Raw genomic sequence first — 17280 nt, forward strand, 5'->3', positions numbered from 1 at the left:
TAGCTGTGGAACAGCAGATTTTCACGGCTAGGGTTGTCCGTCATGGCTGTTGTGCCCGCTGTGCGGTCTCGTACGTTGATCGCCGTGCTATTGCTTGCCGTCGGTCTCAGCGCGACGGCGTGCGGTTCCGGCTCCGACGACGCGGCCACGGAGCGCAATCTCTGCGCGCCGCCCGGCGTGGCCGCGGCCTCCGCCGCGCCGACCAACCTGGCCTCAGCGGCCGCCGCGGGCAGCGACCGCTACACCACCGCGACCACCGTGCCGCTGAACTCCATCGACGTCTCGAAGCTCGGTTTGATCACGCCCGGCAAGCTCAGCGTCGGCACGCTGTCGGACGCCCCGCCGAGCATCTGCGTCGACCGGCAGGGCACGTTCACCGGCTTCGACAACGAACTGCTGAAGGCGATCGGCGCCAAGCTCGGCCTCCAGGTGGAGTTCTCCGGCACCGAGTTCGCCGGGTTGCTCGCCCAAGTGTCCGGCGGCCGTTTCGACGTGGGCTCGTCCAACATCACCACCACCGACGCGCGCCGCCAATTGGTCGGCTTCACCAACGGCTACGACTTCGGCTACTTCTCCCTGGTGACGCCGAACGGCAGCGCCATCAAAGGGTTTGCCGACCTGAACCGGAGCACTCGGATCGCCGTCGTGCAGGGCACCGTGCAGGACGAGTTCGTCGTGAATCAGCTGCGTCTGGACCCCGTGAAGTTCCCCGACTACAACACCGCCTACGCCAACCTGAAATCCGGCCAGGTGGACGCGTGGGTCGCTCCGTCCGCGCAAGCGGAGGGCGCGATCGCGCCGGGGGATGGAATATCGGTCTCGCAGAACACCTTCAGCCTGGACAACTTCGTCGGATACGCGGTCGCCAAGAACAACCAGCCGCTGATCGACGCGCTCAACAGCGGCTTGGACGCCGTGATCGCGGACGGCACGTACGCCGAGCTCTATACCGACTGGGTGCCCAGGCAGCTGCCCCCCGGTTGGAAGCCCGGCTCCAAAGCCGCGCCCGCACCGCAGCTGCCGGACTTCGCGGCGCTGGCCGCGGGCAAGCAAATGGGTGAGACGCAGCAGAACGCGCCGAAATCCACCGTGCAGCAGTTGAAGGACACGTTCTTCGACTGGTCGCTGTACCGCAAGGCTTTCCCCGACCTGTTCAAGACCGGTCTGCCCAACACCCTGATCCTCGCGGTGGTCTCGGGGGCGCTCGGCACCGTCCTCGGCATGCTGCTCGCGGTCGCCGGGATCTCGCGGACCCGCTGGTTGCGCTGGCCCGCCCGGGTGTACACCGACATCTTCCGCGGTTTGCCCGCCGTGGTGATCATCCTGCTGATCGGTCTCGGCGTCGGCCCGGTGGTGCGCAACCTCACCGGCAACAACCCGTACTGGCTCGGCGCGGTCGCGCTGGCGTTGCTCGCCTCGGCCTACATCGGCGAGATCTTCCGCTCCGGTATCCAATCGGTCGAGGCCGGGCAGCTGGAGGCGGCCCGCGCGATCGGGTTCGGCTACCGCCAGGCGATGACGCTGGTGGTGATCCCGCAAGGCGTGCGCCGGGTGCTGCCCGCGCTGATGAACCAGTTCATCGCCCTGATCAAGGACTCGTCGCTGATCTACTTCCTCGGCCTGCTCGCCACTCAGCGCGAGCTGTTCGCCGTCGGCCGCGACCTCAACGCGCAGACCGGGAACCTCTCGCCGCTGGTGGCCGCGGGCCTGGTCTATCTGATCCTCACCATCCCGCTCACCCACCTGGTCAACTACATCGACCGCCGGATGCGGACCGGCAGGCCCGACCGGCCGATCGACCAGGTCGAGGCGGCCACGATCACGGAAGGGCGCGGATAGATGAGTGCCTCCCTCACCGGTACCGGACTGCATCTGACGCTGGGGCACAACCATGTGCTGCGCGGGATCGACATCCACGTCGACGCGGGTAAGACCGCCACCGTCATCGGGCCGTCCGGGTCGGGCAAGTCGACCCTGCTGCGGGTGCTGAACCGGCTCTACGAGCCGGATCAGGGCGACGTGCTGCTGGACGGCGAGTCCGTGCTCACCGAGAACCCCGATCGCTTGCGGCAGCGCATCGGCATGGTGTTCCAGCAGTTCAACCTGTTCCCGCACAAGACGGTCGTGGAGAACGTCGCGCTCGGACCGCGCAAACTGCGCGGCTTGTCCAAGGATCAGGCGCGGGCGCTGGCCATCGAACAGCTGGAGATCGTCGGCCTCGCCGACAAGGCCGATACCCGCCCCGCCAACCTGTCCGGCGGGCAACAGCAGCGCGTCGCCATCGCGCGGGCGCTGGCGATGCGACCGGAACTAATGTTCTTCGACGAGGCCACCTCGGCGCTGGACCCGGAACTGGTGAAGGGCGTGCTCGCCCTGATGGCCGACCTCGCCTCCGGCGGCATGTCGATGGTCGTGGTGACCCACGAGATGGGCTTCGCCCGCAGCGTCTCCGACACCGTGGTGTTCATGGACCAAGGGCAGGTCGTGGAGACCGGCACGCCGGACGCCTTGTTCGACGACGCGCAGACGCCGCGATTGCGGAGATTCCTCGCTCAGGTGCTCTGAGTAGGCACACCGTTCCAGCACTCGCGAGGCAATCTCTATTGATGCATGCCTGCTAATGTATTGGTCATCACGATTCCAGCTATCCGCGCCAGGAAAGAGGGAAATTCGATGACCACAGCACACGCGCAGCACACCGGCCACGACCATGTGCACGGCCCGGACTGCGGGCACACCGCGTTCCAGCACGGCGATCACATCGACTACGCCCACGATGGTCATCTGCATCGCGAACACCAGGGGCACTACGACGAATGCGAGCGGTCGGAGCACACCGAGTGCGCCCAGCATCCGCATCAGCACGGTCCGAACTGCGGCCACGAGGCCGTCCAGCACGGGGACCACGTCGACTACGTGCACGACGGCCACCGCCACGCCGCCCACGACGGTCACTTCGACGAGCACTGACCGCGTCGGTATCCGGTTCTAGAGTCGGGCAGGTGATCGAAGAACTCGAGATTCGCACCGGAGCGGGAACCTTCGACGTACTGGCCGCCGGCTCTCCCGGCGACCGGGAGGTGCTGCTGCTGCACGGGTTTCCGCAGGGCGCGCGCGAGTGGGAGTTCCAGCTCGGCGTGCTGGGCGGAGGCGGGTGCCGTGCAGTGGCGCCCGACCAGCGCGGCTATTCCCCGGGTGTGCGGCCGGAGCGAGCCGCCGAATACCGGCTCGAGGAGTTGGTCGGCGACGTGGTGACCATCGCCGACGCGCTGGGCTGGGAGCGCTTCGACCTGATCGGGCACGACTGCGGCGCGCAGGTCGGGTGGGCGGTGGCGGCGGAGCTGCCGCAGCGGGTTCGCACGTTCAGCGCTGTGTCGCAGCCGCATCCCGCCGCGCTCCAGCAGGCGATGGCCGAGGACGAGGACCAAGCGCAGCGGTCGCACCACCTGACCACGCTGCGACAGCCGCGAACCGCGGAGCGGACCTTGCTCGCCGACGACTGCGTCGCACTGCGCCGGATCTTCGAGTGGAAGATCCCGGAGGAACGCGTGGAGCAGTACGTGCGCAGGCTGGCGCGGCCCGGCGCGCTCACCGCGGCGCTGAACTGGTATCGCGCCATGGATCAGGCGGGTCCGATCGGCCCGGCGAGCGTGCCCACCCTGTACGTGTGGGGCACCGAGGACGCCACCATCGGATCCACGGCGGCGCTGGCCACCCGGAAATACGTTTCCGGTCCATACCGATTCGAGATGCTCGAGGACGTCTCGCATTGGATTCCGGAGGAGGCGCCCGAGGCGCTGACCCGGCTGCTGATCCAGCACCTGCTCGCCCATCGCGCCTGAATGCGCTGGGGACGCGGTCGATCCCGGCGTTTCCCGGACAGGGCGCGCGACCAGACGGAAGGCTGAGCTCGTCGACCACAATCAAGGGAGGTGAACCGTGGACGTCAAGGAAATCAATCGGCGAACCATCGCTGCGTTCCGAGCGGGCGGCGAGATCGACGGCATGCAGCGCGACCGTCTGATCTTGCTGACCACCACCGGCCGCAGGACCGGCGCCCCGTACACCACCCCGTTGATGTACCACCGCGACGGTGGCCGCCTGCTGATCGTCGCGTCCAACGTCGGTGCGCCGAAGCATCCCGACTGGTATTCCAACCTGCGGAAAGACCCGAACGTCACCGTCGAGGTGGGCCAGGAGAGTTATCCCGCGCTGGCCACCCCGCTGAGCGGCGACGACCGCGCGCGCACCTGGGCGATGCTGAAGAACGCCTATCCGTTCTTCGCCGAACACGAGATGGGCACGTCCCGGGTCATCCCCGTGGTCGCACTCACGCGGGTGTGACGACGCGGCGAAGTGTGTGCTGCTCAGCGGTGGGCAGGCGCGTCGGCGTGGGAAGACGTCGCATCGGCTCGACGAGCCGCGACCAGGTCTAGCAGAGCGGTCAGGTTGTCCGGGTCGGCGGGATCGACGACGCCCTCCGGTAGTGCCAGTTCGGTGAGCCGTTGTCCCCGATGGAAGGCGGCGGGGCGCAGCGGCGGTGCGTCGTCGGGTTGTCCGAGGATGGTGGCGATGTTCCCGTCGTTGTCGTAGACGGCGTAGTAACGCATTGATGGGCTCCTCAGAGGCCGGTCGAGGCGGTCATCCGACTGGTGTTGCGACTTCTCCTGATCAGGAATCGTGATGGCTGACGGCGTTGAAGCTTATCCACACGTTCGATGCTGAGTGTCGGTTTGCGCAGGAGTAGCGTTACCCGTTTTCGTTCGAATCTCACGGCATCGCCGCACGTAGATCGGTATATGGAGACCGTTGGGCATGGTTTGCCCGAATCAGGCGCACACGGTAGCGAAGGCCGCCCAGAGCACCGGGGAATGCTCGATCCGGCCGGTGTCGCGCCAAGCGGTCGAGCGGTCGCGCTGCCACGCGGCGAGGGCGGTCACCGGGTCGGGTTGTTCGTGCGCCTCGTCGATGGCGCAGATGGCCTCTTGGAGCGGGAGGGCTTGGGCCGGTGCGCCCGCGACGCGCTGGAAGGCGAAATCGGTGGGCAGCGCCCACCGGCTCGCGGTGACCAGTTCCGCGCCGCCGGTGATCATCGCGGCGGTCAAGCCGAGCGCCTCGCTGAACCGCAGGTCGCCGCCGCTCTCACAGGCGATCAGCGCGATCCGGCTCGGCATCGGCCACAGCTGCGGTCCGGCAACGGGATCCGGATGGATGGTGTGCGTGCCGAGCAGCAGGTCCTTGGCGGAGAGCGGCCGGTGCGTGCGAGATGGTTCGGCGAAGCCGACGGCATCGGCGGTGCAGGCGAGGTGCAATTCGGCGTCCTCGCTGCGGCCGGATTCGGGCGCGGCGGCGGTGACATGACCGACGTAGATCAAGCGGCTCGCGCCGGCGCGCAGGGCGGCGCCGAGCCATTCGCGATCGACGTCGGTGCGCCGGAAAGCGTCTGCCGGGCGCGGTACCTCGGGCCGCAATCGGTCCTCCGCGAGGTGACGCGCCATCCGCCGCGCGAGCGGAGCTTCGGGGGTCATCCGGCCCAGCACCGAACCGAGCGTCGAATCGGCGCGGAAGCCGGGGATGCGTGGGTCCAGCACCGCGACGATCGGATGTGCGGCGGTCTCGGTCCAGGCGCGCGCGATCCGCCCGGGCGCTTGCACGACGCTCGCCGGGGCGAGCAGGCTGACGTCGGCGATGTCGATCAGCCGGACGTCGCGGTCCGGCGCGATGAGTTCCCACGGCACCTGGGCGACCCGTGGTGAGGGTTGCAGCCGGATATGCGGGCGCACGCCGCGCTGCCACAGCTCGTAGAGTTGCGCGGCCAGGCCGTAGGGCAACAAAGCTCGAGAGAGCGCCTGTGCCACGGCGTATTCCCGCTCGTAGTCGGCGAACGCGCCGGTGGTGAGGGCCTGCTCGAGCCCGCCGGGTTCGGCGGGCCGGGGCAGCGCGTCGGCGAGCAGTCCGACCGCTCGCATCGCCGCGTCTTCCGGAAGCACCCCCGCGCCGCGGGGCGCGCTGTCCTCGACCCACCGCCACGACACGTAGATGTCTCCCGCGTCCGCCATCCGGACGAGCACCGTCGGTCGCGTCATACCGTCAGCACCCGATCGTCGCGGATCACCCGGCCGTAGCGCTGCTCGGCGGCGGCGATGAACGGCGCGAGTGCGATCCTTCCTTCGGCGGCCAGTGCCAGGCGTGGCGGCGGCGCGACCGGCAGGCCCGCCCCGGCCGCGACGTCGGCCAGGGCGGCGCCCAGTTGCAGGGCGGCGCTGCCGGGATGATCGGTGAAGTCCTCCGGCGGATCGAGCAATTCGAGCGGAAGCCTGGTGGGAGCTTCCCGCTCGACCCGATCGAGCGCCAACGTCGTCCCCGCGCACTGTGTTTCGACCAGGTCGGCGACGAGGACGCCATTGCCGGAAAGGTAGGCGAAGCGGAACGCCAACCGCATCGCCGGGTCGGCGATCTGCCGGTTCCATTGCTCGCGCTGCGTGCCGTTCGGCAAGGTGTGGCGAACGGCGTCGATGGCCAGTGCGGCGGGAACGGCGATTCCGACGGCACGCGCGAGCATCTCCGCCTGCGGCGATTCGGTCGCGCCGATCGCGCCTTCCAGGAGGGTCGCGTGCCAGAAATCGAGCTGGGCGCAGTGCAGGCCGAGGCCGCGCTCGGCATAGATCGTGAACGCCGTGGCGAGCAGCTCCTCGCACTCGCCAACCCGCCCGGAGCGGAACGCCACGGTGGCCGAGCGAATACGCACGTCCGCGGCGTCGAGCACGGCTTCGGACGCGACGAAGTACGCCAGGCTCCGCTCGTAGAACTCCCGCGCGCTCGCCAGGTCACCGCGGCCCTCGGCGAGAAATCCCATGGTCTTGAGGCCGACCCCGGCTCGGTGCCCGAGCCCGGCCTGCTCGAAATATTCCTGGCTGGATCGCAGCGGCGCTTCCGCCTCGTCGTACCGCTCGACGCGGACGAGCATGGTGGCGAGGTTCTGTTCGGTCTCGGCGACCGCGTTGCGATCACCCGCCGCCTCGAACGCGGCGAGCGCCTGCCGCGCGAAATCGACGGCCAAGTCGCGGCGGCCGGTCTCGAAGTAGGTGGCGGCGAGATTCATCAGCGGGTGGCCGGCCAGCTGCGGCGCGAAGCGCCGGGCCGCCTCCAGCGATTCGGTGGCCAGTTCGGCGGCGTAGGCCCAGTTCTGCCGGTGCACAGCGACGGCGGTCAGGGAGAGCAGGCAGGCCACGCGCAGTACACCCAGGTCGGTGTCGGTGTTGTCGGCGAGCAAGGCCCGCGCCTGCTCCAGCGCCGCCTGCGCCGCGTCCAGCTCGCCGAGATGCTGGAGCGCCTGCGACATGTTGACCAGCGCGTTCGGGCGCAATCGCGGTGCGTGCTCTGGCATCTCGGCCAGCGCCGAGCGGTACAGGGCGAGCGAGGCGGCGTGGTCGCCGAGCTCGTCGGCCATGCTCGCGGCGTTGATGATCGCGCCGAGCCTGATGTCGCCGGTGGTTCGTTCGGCGGCGTCCTCGAAGAGGCGCTTGGCCTCGGCCGGGTCCCCGCGGGTGTACGCCGCCGCGCCCGCGGCGAGCAGTTCGCGGCCGTCGTCCGGAGTCTGCTCGGCCATGTCAGAAGTCCGAATCCGACGCGGCGGCAGCGATTTCCGCCAGCAAGAGGGAATCGGCGGGGTTGCCGGACGCGTCGTCCGCGCGGTGCAGCCGCGCCGTGACCAGGTCGCGGATCAACGCGCGGCGGGTCGGGGCGTCCGGCTCCTGCTCGTCCACGCCGACGCCGGGAACGTAGACGTGCACGGTCACGCCCGCTTCCGCACCGGCCGGGGCCGTGGTCTCGGCCCGCCACAGTTCGCCCGCGCGCAACAGCGGCACGTCGGCGGCGTCGGTCGCGGTGCGAATCCCGGCGCGGGGATGCAGGTGCGCCGGTACGTCAGTGGGCGAGAGGGGGGCGGCGACCGCGCTCACCCGCACGATCGTGATCCCGGCCTCGCGCACCACTTCCCAGGACACGGCGCGTTCGGAGGCGTCGAGCAGGCCCGGTGGGCAGCGCTGCCAGTCCCAGCCCACGGTGCCCCTGGCCAAGACGAGCGCGCCGGGCGCGACGGTCGCGGCCGGTCCGGCGGCCAGCGCGTAGTCCTCCGCGCGGCCGAGCGCGGCGGTTGCCGTGCGCTGTTCGGTGACCGCGTCGGAGCCGTCGACGATCAGGTCGCATTCCTCGCTCAGAGCGGTTATCTCGTCCTCGAGCAGGCCCTCGTCCAGCGGGGCGATGCCGTCCAGGATCGACGCGGGCCACCAGCGTGCCGCCCAGCGCGCGTAGCCGAGCCGCCAGGCGCGCGCGGCGAGGTCCGGCAGCGCGGGCTCGGCCGGGTATTCTCCTTCGCCGCTGGCTTCCGCGAGGGCGAGGGACACCTCCGGGCCGTACACCGCCCAGATCCACTCCTGCGCGAGGTCGAGGTCGTCGAGGACCGCCGCCGGGGTCACCTGCCCGCTGAGCAGGCTCCAGGTCAGGTGCCCGCCCGCCACCTCGAGCACGAGCACGTCCACCCCGGCCCGGTCGTCCACGACGGTCGGGGCATCGTCCGGCGCGATGATCCACAGGTCGTCGCGGCGGCGGATGCGTACGGTCGTGCTCATCAGCTCGCCACCGATTCCGCCGCGTCCGTCTCCTCCGCGTTCACCCGCACACTCAGCGCCCGCTTGACCCGCGTGCGATGGTCCAGGATGACCGAACGCGCCACACCGTCGAGCAGATCCCACAGCTCGTCCGGCTCGTGGATCGCGAACTCCCGAACGTCCCTGCCGTGCAGGCGGACCCACAATCGCCGCAGGTAAGGCTGCCATGGCGTGATGAGTTCGGCGGCGATGGCGGCCAGTGGGCCGGTGGGCGGCTCGGCGGACACCACCAACCGCCGAGCCTGCAACACATAGGCTTCGCGCTGCCAGCGGCTGTTGACTACCTGATGCGCCGTGGATCCTGTTGTGCCCGCAGCTTTGTCGGCCAGACGCAAACGCGGTCGGCCTGTCGACGGTTCGCGGCGGTGCTCGATGGGCGCCAATCCGGTCGCCAGCGCGGTTCCCGCCGTCGCCGCCACGCGCAGCGACTCGTCCAGCAGCGCCCACGGTGCGCAACTCCGGGCGATCTCGGCGTCGACCAGCTCGGGGATCGGCGGCAGCTCCGCGCGCTCGGTGGACGCCTGCAAAACGGTGAACACCCGCTCGTACACGGTGCGATCGAACGGACGCCCGAGGGTCGATTTCGAGGCCGAAGAGCCGATCGCGGGGCGCAGCGGCACCGGATGCGCGGTCAGTCCCAGTTCTCGAGCGGATGCGTCCTGCCACAGCCGGATACCCGTGTGCGTACCGGCATGGGCCGCGACCAGCCGGTCCAGGGTCCGCTGCCCGTCGGCGTCTTCGCCGAGCCGGGCCGCCGCACAGGCTTCCAGCAGCTCGTCCACCTCCGCGTCGTGGTCACCGCCCGCCGGGCCGGTGAGCGGACGCCGCCGCCAGGCCAGCTCGAGCAGCCCGGCCAGCTCCCGTTCCCGGGTGTGGTCGGTGAGGTACTCCTTCAGCGCCTGCGTGGTGCGTCCCGCGGTGTACTCGTGGATCTCGCGCAGTGCGTCCTGCGCGACCGCGCGAGCCCCTGCCGGATCCGGCATGCCCGCGGTGGTCGCCAGCTCGAAACAGCGCTGGAAGTACAGATCCTGCGGGTGCCCCTCGGTGATCCGCAGCGTCCGCCGCACCTGCTTGAGCACCGTGAACCACGCCGCCGTCGCGCGCAGCGCATCGGCCGCCGCCTGAATGCGCGCCTCCAGCAGCACCGCTCCGTCGGCCGTCAGGATCGGCCCCGCGCACAACGGATGCTGCACGGGCCGGATCACCAACGGGTCGAGCACAAGCTTCACCGTCCGGCGCAGCGGACCCCCGTGCGGACCGCTCAGCGGTTCGACCCCATCGAGCCTGCGCCACACCTCGTCGAGCACCATGGCGCGCGGTCGTCGCATGCGAGCAGTGTATTTGCCGCGACCTCGTCCCGGCGTGTTCACGGCCCGCGCAGGGAAACCGGAGTGCGGTTACTTCGAACTGTGTGTGTGGCGTACCACACACCGTCGAATTCGACGCCTAAGGTCTGACTCGGTCCGCCCATCAGGGGCAGCTGAGTGGAGGGATTCGAAGATGAAGTTCGAGAAGATCACCGCTGCCGTTTTCCTGGCCGTCTCGGCCTTGGGTATCACCGCGGCGACCGCCCATGCGGAGCCGGCTGTGACGGAGCGGCCGACTGCGGAGGTCACGACCTCCGGTGTCGATCACGGGATCGACTACCAGATCACCATTTCGCCACTCGACAGAGTCGTTACCGCCACCGTCGAGAACGGCAAGTTCGAACTCGCGCAGAACGGTGCGGTCGTGCTCGAGTCCGGCGACGGAGCAGTGGTGACCGAAGTGCCGCAACGGTTCGCCGTGGACGGCCGTTCGATCGCGGCTGCGCCCCACATCGCTGCGGACGGCCGCACCCTGACGCTGACCCCGACCGCCGAAGATGTCGCGCAGCTGAAGGACATCAGCTCCTACGACCGGCTCAAGGAGCAGATCAACAAGAACCTGCCCGGCGTCGTCGCCGGCGCCATCGTGGGCGGTCTCCTCGGGGCGTGTGTGATCCTGGTATGGGGGGTAAGCATCCCCATGGGTGCGCTGATCGGTGCAACCGTCGGCGGCTACGCCATGGGTGGCCCGGAGTTCCTCGACGCCGTACAGGCATTCGTCGCCAACCAGGGCAGGTGAGAGAGCGGGCACGTCTCGGTGCGCAGCCTCGGGAAGTGCGCCCGCCCACGGAGCCTTCGGGAAAAACCTGTTGGCGGACCACGGCGACCACTGCTAGCTTTCCGGAAGCCGTGCCAGAGAACGAGGAGGTGGTACCCGTGAACGCAGTATCTACATGGGTGCTCCCCCCTGGGGTCACGGTCGGGCGATAGGTCGTCCGGGAGCGCCGCTCGAGAGCACTCCCGAAAGGCACGACCATGCAATTCATTTCCGAACAGCGCTTCGACGACGGCGTCCTCGAACGCGAATTCACCCTCGGCGAGATCCCCGGCATCCTGTGGACGCCCGGGTCCGCTTCCGCACCGGCCCCTCTGATCCTGATCGGCCACCCCGGCGGACTACGCCAGATGTACCCCCGCCTGGTGGGCCGGGCTCGGCACTCCGCCGCGGAGGGCTTCGCCGCGGCCACCATCGAGCTCCCCGGCAGCGGTGACCGGCCCCGTTCGGCCGCCGCCGAACAGGCCCGCGCCGACCTGCGCCGGGCGGTGACGGCCGGCGAGCCGGTCGATGACGAGATCGTCGACCGGCTCGTCCTGCCGCTGGTCGAAAACGCGGTTCCGGAATGGCGGGCCACCCTGGACGCCCTCCTTTCACTGCCCGAGATCGGCGGACCGGTCGGGTACTCGGGAGGGGTGATCTCCATCGGCGTCCGGTTGGCGGTGGTCGAGCCGCGTATCTCGGCCGCCCTTCTGTTCGCCGGGAGTTACGTGCCCCGCGCCATCTTCGAGGAGGCCCGGCAGGTCACTATTCCGCTGCATGTCCTGCTGCAATGGGACGATGAAGGAAACGACCGGCAGATGGCCCTGGATCTGTTCGACGCCTTCGGCTCAAAGGAGAAGACGCTGCACGCCAATATGGGCGGGCACACCGGCGTCCCGCAATTCGCGGGGGAGGAGGGGAACCGGTTCTTCGTCCGGCATCTGAAGTAAAGCCGGGCCGTCACGTCGGCAGCAGACGATAGGAGCTGCCTGCCGGGACGCCGCTCATCGAGGACGGGCCCGGCCCTCTTCGATGGCGGTGATCGGCAGATGCACAACCGCCCCGAACCGGCCATCGGCGATACCGGCCGGTCGGGGCGGCGCTCGGCCATCAGCGCCCACCCACGTTCGTCGCCGCGCGCCTCGGACAGCGCCCGGAGGAACCAGCCTTGACCCTCACGCCGCGTGAGGCTGGAGGGTGGGGTGCATGAGTGACCACTACAACGCGTTCGAGATGAGTCCCGTGCCCGCTCCCGGCCCGGATGCGGTTGTGCCGGAGCTGTTCCGTGGCATCTATGGAATGCCCGCGTTCGTGACGATCGCCACGAGCGATTTGGCGGCGTCGGTAGATTTCTGGATTCGTGGGCTCGGGTTCTTCGAGCTGTTCAGTATCCCCGGCAGGGTTGTGCATCTGCGCCGGTGGGCGTTTCAGGACGTACTCCTCGTCCCGGCGGCGAGCGTTCCGGAGCAGACGCCAGCGGTGAGCTTCAGTTTCGCGTGCGTGCTCAGCCAGGTCGATTCCCTTGTCGAAGCCTGTCGCGCGTTGCGCCCGAACTCGGTCGATGGCCCACGGGATACCCCCTGGAACACCCGTGATGTGGAGGTGATCACCCCCGAGAACGCACGGATCGTTTTCACTGCGGCGAAGCCCTTCGATCCGGCCAGTGAGGAGGCGCGTAACCTCGCGGCCGTCGGGATCACCCCACCGGGCGTCGGCCGTGGCGACAATGATGAGCATGCCTGATGTCACCGACGCCGATGGCCTGACCGTCGGTCAAGCCTCGAAGTGTCTGAGCGTGACAGTCCGCGCGCTGCACCACTGGGATGAGATCGGTCTGGCGCGACCGTCGCTGCGCACGGTTGCCGGATACCGGCTCTACACCGCTGGCGATCTGGAACGCCTGAACCGCATTGTCGTCTACCGTGAACTCGGTCTCGGCCTGGACAGTATCGGGGCCATCTTGGACGGCTCAGCCGCAGACGTGCCCGGCGCACTGCGCGCGCAGCGCACCCAGGTCGCCGAACGGATCGACCGCCTCCAGCAACTCAGCGCCGGTCTGGATCGGATGATCGACGTCCACGAACGCGGCCTGCTGCTGACCGTCGAGCAGCAGGCCGCGATCTTCGGTCCCCTGTGGAACCCGGACTGGCCCGCCCAAGCCCGTCAGCGCTACGCAGACACGGAGCAATGGCAGCAGTACGCCGAACGCTCAGCCTCTCGCGGTCCGGAGGAATGGCAGGCCATCGCCGACGCCATCGCCGACCTCGACCGCGCCTTCAAGGATGCGATGGACGCCGGCGTCACACCCGGTAGCCCAGAAGCGAATCGACTCGTCGAGCGGCACCGCGAGATTTTCGCCTCTTCGTACTTTCCCCTCACCAGGCAGATGCAGGTCTGTCTCGGCCGGATGTACGAGGCCGACCCGGGATTCGCCGCCCACTACGACGGCATCCGCACCGGCCTTGCCACGTGGTTGCGTCGAATCATCGATGCCAACGCTCGCGCCCACAGCATCGACCCCGATACCGCGACTTGGCAGTAGAGCGGGGTGAGGAAGCTCGCATGCGTGCGGGCTTCCGATGCCCTTATCGCCTCCGGCGCGGCGCTGCCGAACGGGGTGGCGCTGAACGCATGTGGTCGCGCACCGGCGACAGCAGGTCGGCCAGAGCCTTGGTGTCCTTGCGCGACAGTGGTGCAAAGAGCTGCTGGCTGAGGACCTCGGTATGGCCGGGAAGCACCTTCGCGAGCAGCGCCCGCCCGGCATCGGTGATCGTGACCGTAACGCCCCGCTCGTCATCCGCGGAGGGCGTCCGCCTGACCAGGCCCGCCTTTTCGAGCAGACCTGCCTGATAGGTCAACCCGCTGCGGCTGTAGACGACGCCGTCGGCCAGGTCGGTCATGCGTTCACTGCCGGTCGGCGAGTCGAGGCCGAGGCGCGCCAAAAGCTGGAACTGCACGTAGCTCAGATCGCCGGCTTCGCGCAGCTGCTGCTCGACCGCGTGCCGAAGCAGGCCCGCCACCTCCATGAGGGCGAAGTACGCGCCCAGTTGGACGTCGTCAAGGGGCCGCGGTGTGTCAGGCATGGCACGTACTTTACCCATTGCTTCATATTCGAAGCTCTTGCTTCGAGTTCAAAGCACTGCTACGTTGGTCATGTGCTTCGAGTTCGAAGCACATGACCCTCGAGAGTGAGGCACCACGATGAAGACGGTTCGATTCCACGAGTACGGCGCCCCCGATGTCCTTCGCTACGAGGACGTCGACGAGCCCGTCCCCGGTGCCGGACAGGTCCGAGTGCGCGTCGCCGCGACGACGTTCAACGGCGTCGACGGCAACATCCGCGCAGGTTTCATGCAGGGCCCGATGCCGCTGACCTTGCCGCATACCCCCGGCGTGGATGTCGCGGGAACCATCGACGCACTCGGCGAGGGCGTCGACGGCCTCGACATCGGTGACCAGGTCGTCGGCTTCCTGCCGTTCGTCGATGACGGTGCTTCGGCGGAGTACGTCCTCGCGCCCGCGGAGAGCCTGGCGGCGGCGCCGACGAGCATCCCGCTCGCTGACGCGGCCGCGCTGCCCGTGGTCGGTCTCACCGCGTGGCAGGCTCTGTTCGACCACGCCGAGCTGAAGACCGGGCAGCGGATTCTGATCAGCGGCGCCGGCGGAGCTGTGGGCGGCTACGCGGTACAGCTGGCCAAGGCCACCGGCGCCTATGTGATCGCGACCGGTAGCCCCCGCAGTGGCGAGCACGTCAAGGCAGCGGGAGCCGATGAGGTCATCGACCACACCAGCACCGAGGTGACCATCGCGGTGACCGAGCCGGTCGACGTCCTGCTCAACCTCGCGCCGATCAGCCCTGCCGAGTTCACAGCGCTGGCCGGCCTGGTCCGCGATGGCGGCGTCGTGGTCAGCACCACCGTGTGGATGCCCGCTCCGGCAGACGAGGAACGCGGCGTGCGCGCCATCGACGTCTTCGTCCGCAGCGACGCGAAGCAACTGTCGGAATTGGTGGCGCGCGTGGACCGTGGCGAGCTGATCGTCGACGTCACCGAGCGTGTCCCGCTGACAGACCTGGCGTCGGTCCACGCCCGGGCGGCCGCGGGGACGCTGTCGGGCAAGGTCATCGTCCTGCCGGCCACCGCCTGACCCACCCGTCTGCCAGACGACGACAACACAGGATTGAGCGCCCGACACAATCCGGATCGGCGATTGACGGATATCAGGGCGGGATCCGGTGTGGAAACGAGAGTATTACCCGATGGTCGCCTTCTGTGCGATCTGCGCCAGCCGCGCCCAGGCGGGCGAGGTGATTCCGACTGATTCGATCATCAGGCGGATCAACTTCCGATCCAGTGTCGGGGTTGTCCGGCCCGCTCCGGTGCGTCTGCCGGTCAACCACCGTCGGGTGCGGTCGGCGAGGTCCACAAGGCGCGGGTCGTCGGGAGACCAGTCGAATGCCGCGTCGTAGTCGAGGTAGATCGCCTGGAATTGGGGGTCGTCGATGGCGTCGAGCTTGTCGGTGGCCCAGGCCGACGCCTGTTCCGGGGCGACCGATCGCATCAGAATCCAGATGTCGCGTTCCATCCGGACTGCCCGGTCGCTCATCCCGAGTCGCTGCAGGCGGGCGAGGTACTCGGCGACTTCAGTGGACACGAACAGGCGGTCGCCGGAGCTCAATTCGGCGATCTGCTCGCGGGTCCGGCGGATCTCCTCAGCGCGTTCGGCGAGTGTGCGGTCGATCTGGGCGATCGCTGCCGCGAACTCCTCGGAGTTCGCGGTGAGCAATTCCTTGACACGCGCCAAGGGCACACCTGCCTGCGTCAGTGTCTTGATCTTGACCAGCTCGATGGCATCTTCGGCGCGGTAGCGGCGATAGCCGGAGGAGTCGCGCGCCGCTTCGGGGAGCAGACCGCGCTCGTGGTAGACGCGCACGGCCTTGATCGTCACGCCCGCATACCGTGCGAGCTGTCCGATCGTGATCATGCGCGGCTCCTTTCGGTGATGTGTCATCCACCCGTGGCCGTTATCGCACCCGGGCGAACAATCGACCGGCGAGGTCGATCCCGGTCACGGCGCCGGATTCGTCACGGGTGAAGAACCCGCGTTGTCCTTGCAGACCACCCTCGGTGACGATGTATTCGTCCGCCTCACCGGGCAGCAGGCCGAGGGTAGCCGGTGGCAGGTCGGGCGGCAGTTCGGTGTCTCCGGCGGCCCGGATCTCCGGTTTGATCGCGCATTCGATCGTCATCCCGGCCCCGTCCGTATCGAGGGTGAGCCGCATAATCTCGTTCTCGTAATCCCCGACGATCTCCGCTGCCCGCCCCCCGTCGTAGGGCATCGGTTCCGGGTCACGTTCGACCACGCCGAGATAGTCCTCCAGCACCCGATTCACTACAGCACGGTTGAACGCGAGGCCGGCGTCCGGGCCCGCGTTCGACGTCACGGCTACGGCGAAATTCCGCTCCGGCACGATGAGCAGGTCCGCGAACTGGCCATTGCCCGATCCGCCGTGTCCGATGGTCGCGACACCGTCCACCTCGCGCAGGAACCAACAGATGCCGAAGGCGTCACCCAATGTGCTCCCGCGTAGTTCCACCGTCGGCTGCCGCATCCGGTGCAGCAGTTCGGTGGGCAGGAGGCGTTCACCGCCGTCGATCCGGCCGTCGCCGAGATGGAACCGCGCCCAGCGCAGCAGGTCACTCACCGACGTCACCACGCCGCCGCCGGGGTTGTTGGAGCGGTTGTCCTTCCACTGCCGGGCAACCGCGAGCACACCGTCGGCATCGACGTTGTGTCCCACCGCGAACCGCCGCGTCATGACGTCGTTGACCGCGTAGCGGCTGTGAGCCAGTCCGAGCGGTTCGAACAACAGCGACGCGACGGCCCCTTCGAAGGTCGATCCGGTGACGTTCTCGATGATCCGGCCGGCCAGATTGAATCCCGCCTGGCTGTAGGACGCCCGCGTTCCCGGTGGCGCGATCAGCGGCGATTCGGCGAGTGTCACCGCGTGCCGCGCCAAGGCGTCGTCTCCTTCACCGGGGTCGACGCGGAGCTTCCACTCCAGCCCCGCCGTATGGTTGAGCAGCCGTAACACGGTGATCTCGTCCGCCGCCGCATCCGTGGGGACGAATTCCGGGGCATACCGCCGCACCGGCGCGTCCAGCTCCACCCGGCCCTCGGCGACCAGCCGCATGAGCGCGGTCGCGGTGAAGGTCTTGCTCACGGATCCGACCACGAACATCGTGTCCCGGTCCACCGGAAGCGGATTGTCCACGCTCGTCACCCCATGGCATGCGAAATCTTCTCGACCACCGGCCAACACCCCGACGGCCACACCCGGTACACCCAACTTCTCAGCCGAGGCCGCTACGAATTCCGACAATTCCTGTGTTGTCTCGTTCATGCCACCATGCTCGAACCCTGCCCCTGGGGCAAGGTCAAGTCAGCGGCTCGGCCCCGGCAGGTGCAGCTGGCCCAGGCGATGTAC

General features: G+C 68.7%; 18 protein-coding genes. 10 read left to right on the forward strand and 8 right to left on the reverse strand.

Going from position 1 to position 17280, the window contains the following annotated elements:
- Positions 1–42: 42 nt before the first annotated feature.
- The 5 genes from NA8_RS20260 to NA8_RS20280 all read left to right on the forward strand — a co-directional run bounded on the left by NA8_RS20260 (position 43) and on the right by NA8_RS20280 (position 4344).
- The gene (locus NA8_RS20260; RefSeq protein ID WP_063051942.1) at positions 43–1839 is read left to right on the forward strand and encodes an ABC transporter substrate-binding protein/permease; all 1797 of its coding nucleotides are present in this window, start codon (positions 43–45) and stop codon (positions 1837–1839) included.
- Complete coding sequence (locus NA8_RS20265; RefSeq protein WP_063051943.1) at positions 1840–2565, forward strand: amino acid ABC transporter ATP-binding protein; 726 nt, start codon at positions 1840–1842, stop codon at positions 2563–2565.
- Between the two features lie 108 nt (positions 2566–2673).
- Positions 2674–2970: a hypothetical protein gene (locus NA8_RS20270; protein WP_063051944.1), complete on the forward strand. Its 297-nt coding sequence runs from the start codon at positions 2674–2676 to the stop codon at positions 2968–2970.
- A gap of 32 nt (positions 2971–3002) precedes the next feature.
- Entirely contained in the window at positions 3003–3842 is an 840-nt protein-coding gene (locus tag NA8_RS20275) for an alpha/beta fold hydrolase (RefSeq protein WP_063051945.1), read from the forward strand.
- 97 nt (positions 3843–3939) lie between these two features.
- The gene (locus tag NA8_RS20280; RefSeq protein WP_063051946.1) at positions 3940–4344 is read left to right on the forward strand and encodes a nitroreductase family deazaflavin-dependent oxidoreductase; all 405 of its coding nucleotides are present in this window, start codon (positions 3940–3942) and stop codon (positions 4342–4344) included.
- Positions 4345–4367: 23 nt separating this feature from the next.
- On the opposite strand, the gene NA8_RS20285 is transcribed toward NA8_RS20280, so the two are convergent.
- The 5 genes from NA8_RS20285 to NA8_RS20305 form a co-directional block, all read right to left on the reverse strand.
- Positions 4368–4610 carry a hypothetical protein gene (locus NA8_RS20285; protein ID WP_063051947.1) on the reverse strand — a complete coding sequence of 81 codons (243 nt, stop codon included), beginning with the start codon at positions 4608–4610 and terminating at the stop codon, positions 4368–4370.
- 219 nt (positions 4611–4829) lie between these two features.
- On the reverse strand, positions 4830–6086 hold the full coding sequence (locus NA8_RS20290) for a CHAT domain-containing protein (protein ID WP_063051948.1): 1257 nt from the start codon (positions 6084–6086) through the stop codon (positions 4830–4832).
- Positions 6083–7609, reverse strand: a complete 1527-nt coding sequence (locus NA8_RS20295; RefSeq protein ID WP_063051949.1) for a tetratricopeptide repeat protein — start codon at positions 7607–7609, stop codon at positions 6083–6085. Before NA8_RS20295 ends, NA8_RS20290 begins: the two co-directional genes overlap by 4 nt.
- 1 nt (position 7610) lies before the next feature.
- Complete coding sequence (locus NA8_RS20300; RefSeq protein WP_063051950.1) at positions 7611–8630, reverse strand: hypothetical protein; 1020 nt, start codon at positions 8628–8630, stop codon at positions 7611–7613.
- Complete coding sequence (locus NA8_RS20305) at positions 8630–9979, reverse strand: hypothetical protein (RefSeq protein ID WP_063051951.1); 1350 nt, start codon at positions 9977–9979, stop codon at positions 8630–8632. Before NA8_RS20305 ends, NA8_RS20300 begins: the two co-directional genes overlap by 1 nt.
- A 190-nt stretch (positions 9980–10169) precedes the next feature.
- Between NA8_RS20305 and NA8_RS20310 the strand changes: the two genes are divergently transcribed.
- The 4 genes from NA8_RS20310 (at position 10170) to NA8_RS20325 (ending at position 13335) form a co-directional block, all read left to right on the forward strand.
- Positions 10170–10775, forward strand: coding sequence for a DUF8020 domain-containing protein (locus NA8_RS20310; RefSeq protein ID WP_063051952.1), 606 nt, complete (start codon positions 10170–10172; stop codon positions 10773–10775).
- Positions 10776–11011: 236 nt separating this feature from the next.
- Positions 11012–11743 (forward strand): alpha/beta hydrolase, encoded by a 732-nt coding sequence (locus NA8_RS20315; protein WP_063051953.1) that lies wholly within the window; start codon positions 11012–11014, stop codon positions 11741–11743.
- Between the two features lie 256 nt (positions 11744–11999).
- Complete coding sequence (locus tag NA8_RS20320; protein WP_063051954.1) at positions 12000–12536, forward strand: VOC family protein; 537 nt, start codon at positions 12000–12002, stop codon at positions 12534–12536.
- Entirely contained in the window at positions 12529–13335 is an 807-nt protein-coding gene (locus tag NA8_RS20325) for a MerR family transcriptional regulator (RefSeq protein WP_157106803.1), read from the forward strand. The genes NA8_RS20320 and NA8_RS20325 overlap by 8 nt, the downstream gene beginning before the upstream one ends.
- 43 nt (positions 13336–13378) lie before the next feature.
- Here NA8_RS20325 and NA8_RS20330 read toward each other — a convergent pair whose 3' ends face one another.
- The gene (locus NA8_RS20330) at positions 13379–13876 is read right to left on the reverse strand and encodes a MarR family winged helix-turn-helix transcriptional regulator (protein WP_063051956.1); all 498 of its coding nucleotides are present in this window, start codon (positions 13874–13876) and stop codon (positions 13379–13381) included.
- A gap of 118 nt (positions 13877–13994) precedes the next feature.
- On the opposite strand from NA8_RS20330, the gene NA8_RS20335 reads away from it, so the two are divergent.
- Complete coding sequence (locus tag NA8_RS20335; protein ID WP_063051957.1) at positions 13995–14939, forward strand: NADP-dependent oxidoreductase; 945 nt, start codon at positions 13995–13997, stop codon at positions 14937–14939.
- Positions 14940–15044: 105 nt separating this feature from the next.
- On the opposite strand, the gene NA8_RS20340 is transcribed toward NA8_RS20335, so the two are convergent.
- Together NA8_RS20340 and NA8_RS20345 are read right to left on the reverse strand one after the other, a co-directional pair.
- Positions 15045–15776, reverse strand: a complete 732-nt coding sequence (locus tag NA8_RS20340) for a MerR family transcriptional regulator (protein ID WP_063052011.1) — start codon at positions 15774–15776, stop codon at positions 15045–15047.
- 40 nt (positions 15777–15816) lie between these two features.
- A complete protein-coding gene (locus NA8_RS20345; RefSeq protein ID WP_063051958.1) occupies positions 15817–17196 on the reverse strand; it encodes a serine hydrolase domain-containing protein in 1380 nt (459 codons plus the stop codon).
- Between the last annotated feature and the right edge of the window lie 84 nt (positions 17197–17280).

The sequence above is a fragment of the Nocardia arthritidis NBRC 100137 genome (assembly GCF_001612765.1).
GTDB lineage: Bacteria > Actinomycetota > Actinomycetes > Mycobacteriales > Mycobacteriaceae > Nocardia > Nocardia arthritidis.

Coding starts and splice junctions, on each gene's coding strand:
- NA8_RS20260 (WP_063051942.1), top strand. CDS start 43: ATGGCTGTTGTGCCCGCTGTGCGGTCTCGTACGTTGATCGCCGTGCTA.
- NA8_RS20265 (WP_063051943.1), top strand. CDS start 1,840: ATGAGTGCCTCCCTCACCGGTACCGGACTGCATCTGACGCTGGGGCAC.
- NA8_RS20270 (WP_063051944.1), top strand. CDS start 2,674: ATGACCACAGCACACGCGCAGCACACCGGCCACGACCATGTGCACGGC.
- NA8_RS20285 (WP_063051947.1), bottom strand. CDS start 4,610: ATGCGTTACTACGCCGTCTACGACAACGACGGGAACATCGCCACCATC.
- NA8_RS20290 (WP_063051948.1), bottom strand. CDS start 6,086: ATGACGCGACCGACGGTGCTCGTCCGGATGGCGGACGCGGGAGACATC.
- NA8_RS20295 (WP_063051949.1), bottom strand. CDS start 7,609: ATGGCCGAGCAGACTCCGGACGACGGCCGCGAACTGCTCGCCGCGGGC.
- NA8_RS20300 (WP_063051950.1), bottom strand. CDS start 8,630: ATGAGCACGACCGTACGCATCCGCCGCCGCGACGACCTGTGGATCATC.
- NA8_RS20305 (WP_063051951.1), bottom strand. CDS start 9,979: ATGGTGCTCGACGAGGTGTGGCGCAGGCTCGATGGGGTCGAACCGCTG.
- NA8_RS20310 (WP_063051952.1), top strand. CDS start 10,170: ATGAAGTTCGAGAAGATCACCGCTGCCGTTTTCCTGGCCGTCTCGGCC.
- NA8_RS20315 (WP_063051953.1), top strand. CDS start 11,012: ATGCAATTCATTTCCGAACAGCGCTTCGACGACGGCGTCCTCGAACGC.
- NA8_RS20320 (WP_063051954.1), top strand. CDS start 12,000: ATGAGTGACCACTACAACGCGTTCGAGATGAGTCCCGTGCCCGCTCCC.
- NA8_RS20325 (WP_157106803.1), top strand. CDS start 12,529: ATGCCTGATGTCACCGACGCCGATGGCCTGACCGTCGGTCAAGCCTCG.
- NA8_RS20330 (WP_063051956.1), bottom strand. CDS start 13,876: ATGCCTGACACACCGCGGCCCCTTGACGACGTCCAACTGGGCGCGTAC.
- NA8_RS20335 (WP_063051957.1), top strand. CDS start 13,995: ATGAAGACGGTTCGATTCCACGAGTACGGCGCCCCCGATGTCCTTCGC.
- NA8_RS20340 (WP_063052011.1), bottom strand. CDS start 15,776: ATGATCACGATCGGACAGCTCGCACGGTATGCGGGCGTGACGATCAAG.
- NA8_RS20345 (WP_063051958.1), bottom strand. CDS start 17,196: ATGAACGAGACAACACAGGAATTGTCGGAATTCGTAGCGGCCTCGGCT.